This window comes from Christensenella sp. (genome assembly GCF_034927525.1).
Taxonomy (GTDB): Bacteria; Bacillota; Clostridia; order Christensenellales; family Christensenellaceae; genus Christensenella.
The window spans coordinates 1-5,387 of record NZ_JAYFPU010000108.1; the positions used below are offsets into that span (position 1 = coordinate 1).

The 5,387-nt window shown below is 49.9% G+C and carries 5 protein-coding genes and 1 pseudogene; all 6 read left to right on the forward strand.

Annotated features, from left to right (window positions below; all coding sequences use genetic code 11):
• On the forward strand, positions 1-1,354 hold a 1,354-nt coding region (gene gatA, locus VB081_RS04435), incomplete at its 5' end, for an Asp-tRNA(Asn)/Glu-tRNA(Gln) amidotransferase subunit GatA (RefSeq protein ID WP_323399639.1).
• 13 nt (positions 1,355-1,367) lie between these two features.
• On the forward strand, positions 1,368-2,795 hold the full coding sequence (gatB, locus tag VB081_RS04440) for an Asp-tRNA(Asn)/Glu-tRNA(Gln) amidotransferase subunit GatB (RefSeq protein WP_323399640.1): 1,428 nt from the start codon (positions 1,368-1,370) through the stop codon (positions 2,793-2,795).
• Complete coding sequence (locus VB081_RS04445; RefSeq protein ID WP_323399641.1) at positions 2,792-3,790, forward strand: AIR synthase family protein; 999 nt, start codon at positions 2,792-2,794, stop codon at positions 3,788-3,790. Before gatB ends, VB081_RS04445 begins: the two co-directional genes overlap by 4 nt.
• A 64-nt stretch (positions 3,791-3,854) precedes the next feature.
• Positions 3,855-4,721, forward strand: coding sequence for a YicC/YloC family endoribonuclease (locus tag VB081_RS04450; protein ID WP_323399644.1), 867 nt, complete (start codon positions 3,855-3,857; stop codon positions 4,719-4,721).
• Positions 4,722-4,736: 15 nt separating this feature from the next.
• Entirely contained in the window at positions 4,737-5,000 is a 264-nt protein-coding gene (gene remA / locus VB081_RS04455; protein ID WP_323399642.1) for an extracellular matrix/biofilm regulator RemA, read from the forward strand.
• 27 nt (positions 5,001-5,027) lie between these two features.
• A pseudogene (locus VB081_RS04460) lies at positions 5,028-5,387 on the forward strand (guanylate kinase); the annotation flags it as partial.

The following is a 5,387-nucleotide window of genomic DNA, read 5'->3' on the forward strand; positions in this document are numbered from 1 at the left end:
AGCTGTGGAGCCAAAGATAAATGCGCTTGTGACGGTGTGCGCAGACGATGCGCTTGCGGCGGCAAAACGTGTGGACGAAAAACGCTCAAAAGGCGAGACGATTGGCAGGCTGGCAGGGATACCCGCGATCATCAAAGACAATATGTGTACCAAGGGAGTGCTTTCCACAGCTTCTTCCAAAATGCTTTATAACTATAAACCGGTCTATGATGCGACAGTAGTGGAGAAGTTGAAGGCAGAGGATTATATCATGGTTGCCAAGGCGAACATGGAGGAATTTGCAATGGGATCCTCTACGGAAACATCCTATTTCGGTGTGACAAAAAATCCGTGGGATACGTCTCGTGTGCCCGGTGGTTCGTCCGGCGGCAGCGCGGCATGCGTCGCTGCAGATGAAGCGATTTTCTCACTAGGGTCAGATACGGGCGGCTCTGTCCGCCAGCCGGCTGCCTTTTGCGGCGTGGTCGGTCTAAAGCCGACGTATGGAACAGTTTCGCGTTTTGGACTGATGGCGTTTGCTTCCTCGCTCGACCAGATCGGGCCGCTTACCAAAAACGTAGAAGACTCCGCCTTTATTATGGATATCATTGCGGGAAACGACAAGCAGGATACGACTTCCGCGATCATGGAATATCCGCATTATGGCGAAGGCATGAAAAATGATATCAAAGGAATGAAGGTCGGCATCCCCAAAGAATACTTGGCACAGGACGTTGACGCTGAGGTAAAGCAATCCTATCTTGATGCGATTAAGGCGTTTGAGGATATGGGCGCGATCGTAGAGGAAACATCTTTGCCCACGTTTGATTACGCGCTTTCCGCATATTATGTGATCGCTTCTGCCGAGGTGGCTTCTAACCTGTCGCGTTTCGACGGAATCCGTTACGGTTACCGGACGGAGCACTGCGACGATTTGAAGCAAATGTATAAAAACACGCGTAGCGAGGGGTTCGGAGACGAGACCAAGCGCCGCATCATGCTGGGGAACTATGTGCTTAGCTCCGGATATTATGACGCTTACTATTTGAAGGCATTAAAAGTCAAAACGCTGATCAAAAACGATTTTGACCGCCTGTTTGAAAAATATGATATTTTATTGTCACCCACGGCTCCGACGCCTGCTTTTCAGATCGGCGCAAAGGCTACGCCGCTTGAAATGTATGTGAACGATCTGTTTACGGTTCCCGTCAACATTGCGGGGGTCACGGCGATCTCTGTGCCGTCAGGCGTTACGAAGGAAGGGCTTCCTGTCTCCGTGCAAATGATTGCGAAAGCGTTTGACGAAAACACGATGTTCCGCGCGGCCTGGAACTATGAGCAGACAGTGAAGTTTGATCAAAAACCGACGTTATGATGAGAGGAAAACGATGAGATACGAAACAGTCATTGGCCTTGAAGTCCATGTTGAAATGGCGACAAAAACAAAAATATTCTGTGCGTGTAAGAATGAATTCGGCAGCGCACCCAACACAAACGTATGTCCGGTCTGCCTTTCCATGCCCGGAACGCTGCCCGTATTAAACGAACAGGCAGTAGAATATGGTGTGCGCGCGGGTCTGGCGCTCAACTGTGAGATACCTAATTTTTCTAAACTCGATCGGAAGGGATATTTTTACCCTGACCTTGCAAAGGCATACCAGATATCGCAGTTCGATTATCCGCTGTGTTCACGTGGCGAGGTTGAACTCGACGTTGATGGCGAAAAACATAAAATCGGCATCACGCGTATCCATATCGAAGAAGACGCAGGCAAGCTCGTGCATGAGGGCTCGGAAAGCCTTGTTGACTATAACCGTGGCGGCGTACCGCTGATGGAGATCGTCACAGAGCCGGATTTTCGCAATGCGGCACAGGTTAAAGCATTTTTGGATGCAGTGCGTGCCAATATGGAATATATCGGCGTTTCCGACTGCAAGATGGAAGAAGGCTCTATGCGCTGTGACATCAATATTTCCGTACGTCCGGAAGGGCAGAAGGAATATGGAACGCGCAGCGAGCTCAAAAACATCAACAGTATTTCCGCCGCACAGCGCGCGATCGAGTATGAATCGAGGCGCCATATCGAGGTGATCGAGGATGGCGGCACGATCGTGCAGGAAACACGCCGCTGGGATGAGAGTAAAGGAAAAACATTTTCGATGCGCGACAAGGAAGAAGCGCACGACTACCGCTATTTTCCGGATCCGGATCTGGTGCCTGTCTATTTGACGGACGAGCGGATCGCAGGGATCAAAGCCTCTCTGCCCGAGCTTCCTGCCGTAAAACGCGAGAGATACGTTGCGGCGTTTGGATTGCCGGAATATGATGCAGGTGTTCTCACGATGTCCAAATATACAGCGAAGTTGTTTGAAGATTGTGTGGCGATCTACCCGGAAGCAAAGGCGATCAGCAACTATATCATGGTCGAGTTGGCGCGCCTTTTGAAAGAAAATAATATGGATGCAAAGGATATTCCGGTATCCCCGCAGGATTTGACAGACCTTTTGAAGCTTGTAGGTGACGGCGTGATCAACTCAAGCGTGGGCAAGCAGGTTTTTGAAGAAATGTTCAAGACAGGGAAAAAGCCCGCGCAGATCGTGGAAGAAAAGGATTTGAAGCAGACGGACAACGCGGATGAAATATTGTCCATCGTACAGCAGATCATAAACGACAACCCCAAACCGGTCGCGGACTATAAGGGCGGTAATGCAAAGGCAATGACGTTCTTTGTCGGTCAGGCCATGAAAGCGACCAAGGGCAAAGCGAACCCCAAGACTGTCAATGAACTGGTAAAGGCGGAGCTGGATAAGGCATGAAGCAGGGAAAGCTGACAAACGACCAATTGCAAAAATTCATTATCGATAAGATCACCCCTAAGAACGCAGAAACAGTTGTGGGTGCGGGCGTGGGAGAGGATTGCTGCGCAGTACGCCTTACGGATGGACTGTGTGTCGTATCGACAGACCCGATCACTGCTTCAAGCGAACAGACGGGGATACTGGCGATCCACATCAACGCAAACGATATTGCCGCTGCGGGCGCAAAGCCCATTGCAGCGCTTGTAACGCTGCTGATTCCGCCGTCGGCTACGGAAGAACGTATCTCTAAAGTGATGCAGCAGCTGATACAGACCGCGGAAGGCCTTGGGATCGACATCATCGGCGGACATACGGAGGTAACGGACAGCGTGAACCGACTGATCGTTTCTGTCACGATGATCGGTAAGCCGGTCATGCCCGGACGGATATTCAAAACGGCGGATATGAAGGTGGGCGAGGATATTATCCTTACGAAATATGCCGCATTGGAAGGGACGAGCATCATCGCCAGCGATTTTGCAAAGGAGTTGGAAGGCCTTCTTAACGAGGACGACCAGAAGCAGCTTATGCAGATTGGGGAGTTGTTGAGCGTTGTCAAGGACGGGACGATCGCCGCAACAGTCGCTGGAGTATCTGCGATGCACGATGTGACAGAGGGCGGCGTGATTGGTGCACTGTGCGAAATGTGCGACGCTTCCGGAACGGGCGCAGAGGTTGATTTCAATAAAATTCCCATTTACCCCATAACACAGAAGATATGCGATCACTACGGCATTGATGTTTTTGGACTGATTTCAAGCGGAAGTATGCTGATCACCGCGCAAAACGGCGGGGCAGTTATAGAAGCGCTAAGAGCAGCGGGCGTTGGCGCAACTGTGATCGGCAAGGTCACGGAGCAGGGTGTGTTTGACATATCCGGCGGAAAGCGCAGGGAAATCGCGCCTTATCGTGCGGATGAATTGTATAAAGTACTGAAAACACGGTCTTTTTAAATGGGCTATTTTGTGATATACTATAGTGCAGCGATTTAGAAGAAGAGGTATAACTTTGAAAAGCATGACAGGCTTTGGCAAAAGTGAAATTGCGATCGACGGTAGGAAATTACGTGTAGAGATCAAGACGGTAAACCACCGTTTTCTGGATATCAACATTCGTGAACCGCGGTTTATGATGTTTTTAGAAGAAGATGTCCGCAAGTTCTTGAAGCAGTCCTTAAACCGCGGGCGTGTGGAAGTGTTCATCAACTATTCCTCAGAGCGTGCGGACGCAAAGAAGGTGATCACTGATATGTCGCTTTTGAACGCATATCTGAATGCTGCAAAGGAGATTTGCGATAAGACAGGGGTAGAGGACGACCTTACCGTATCACAGCTGATGCGCCTGCCTGATGCGGTTACCTATGAGGACGAGAATTCCGATCAGGATGCCTTGCGCGAACTGTTGTTCACCAATCTGAAAGCTGCGATAAAAGAATTGTCTGATGCGCGTGAAAAAGAAGGCGCACAACTGAAAAAAGACGTATACGAGCGACTGGACACGATCCTTTCGTATGTGGAAACGATTTCCGGAAAAGAACATGTGATCGTTGACGAATACAAGAAAAAACTGCATGACAGGATCGCGGATATCTTAGACGGCGCGGAGGTCGATGAGCAAAAGCTGGCGCAGGAGGTTGCGTTTTATGCAGACCGCTGCAATATCACCGAAGAACTGGTGCGCTTAAGGAGTCATGTCAAGCAAATGAAAGCAAGCGGGGAGCAAACGACGCCGCAGGGACGCAACATGGACTTCATCGTGCAGGAGCTGAACCGTGAATTCAATACGATCGGTTCTAAGACACAGGATGCGGAGATACTGAAAATGGTGATCGCCGGAAAAGGCGAAGTGGAAAAAATACGCGAACAAATACAAAACATCGAATAAACGGGGGGCATAAGAATGTCTATCAAGTTGATCAATATCGGGTTTGGAAATATCGTATCGGCGAACAGGCTGATCGCGATTGTCAGTCCGGAATCTGCGCCCATCAAGCGCATTATTTCGGAAGCGCGCGCAAAAGGAATGCTGATTGACGCGACATATGGGCGACGTACGCGTGCCGTCGTGATCATGGACAGCGACCATGTCATTCTGTCGGCGGTACAGCCGGAGACAGTGGCGCACAGGATCGTTACCAAGGACAACGACGACCAGACTGACTGAGAGTAAATGGGGGACAAGTAGAAGCGCATGGATCAAAAAGGTAAATTAGTCGTTATTTCCGGGCCATCCGGGTGTGGAAAAGGAACAATCGTCGATAAACTGCTGAAGCAGGATGATTCGCTGCAGTTGTCGATTTCGGCCACGACGCGGGCGCCGCGCAGCATAGAAAAAGAAGGAATCAACTACTTTTTTAAGTCGCAGGAAGCGTTTTCACAAATGATAGCGGACGATGCCTTTTTGGAATATGCGGACGTATTTGGCAAATATTACGGAACGCCTAAAGACTATGTACTCGGTAAGCTTGAGCAGGGCAAAAATGTCATTCTCGAAATCGATGTGCAGGGCGCCATGCAGGTGATCAAAAATTATCCGCAGGCAGTAACGATA

Coding starts and splice junctions, on each gene's coding strand:
- gatB (WP_323399640.1), top strand. CDS start 1,368: ATGAGATACGAAACAGTCATTGGCCTTGAAGTCCATGTTGAAATGGCG.
- VB081_RS04445 (WP_323399641.1), top strand. CDS start 2,792: ATGAAGCAGGGAAAGCTGACAAACGACCAATTGCAAAAATTCATTATC.
- VB081_RS04450 (WP_323399644.1), top strand. CDS start 3,855: ATGACAGGCTTTGGCAAAAGTGAAATTGCGATCGACGGTAGGAAATTA.
- remA (WP_323399642.1), top strand. CDS start 4,737: ATGTCTATCAAGTTGATCAATATCGGGTTTGGAAATATCGTATCGGCG.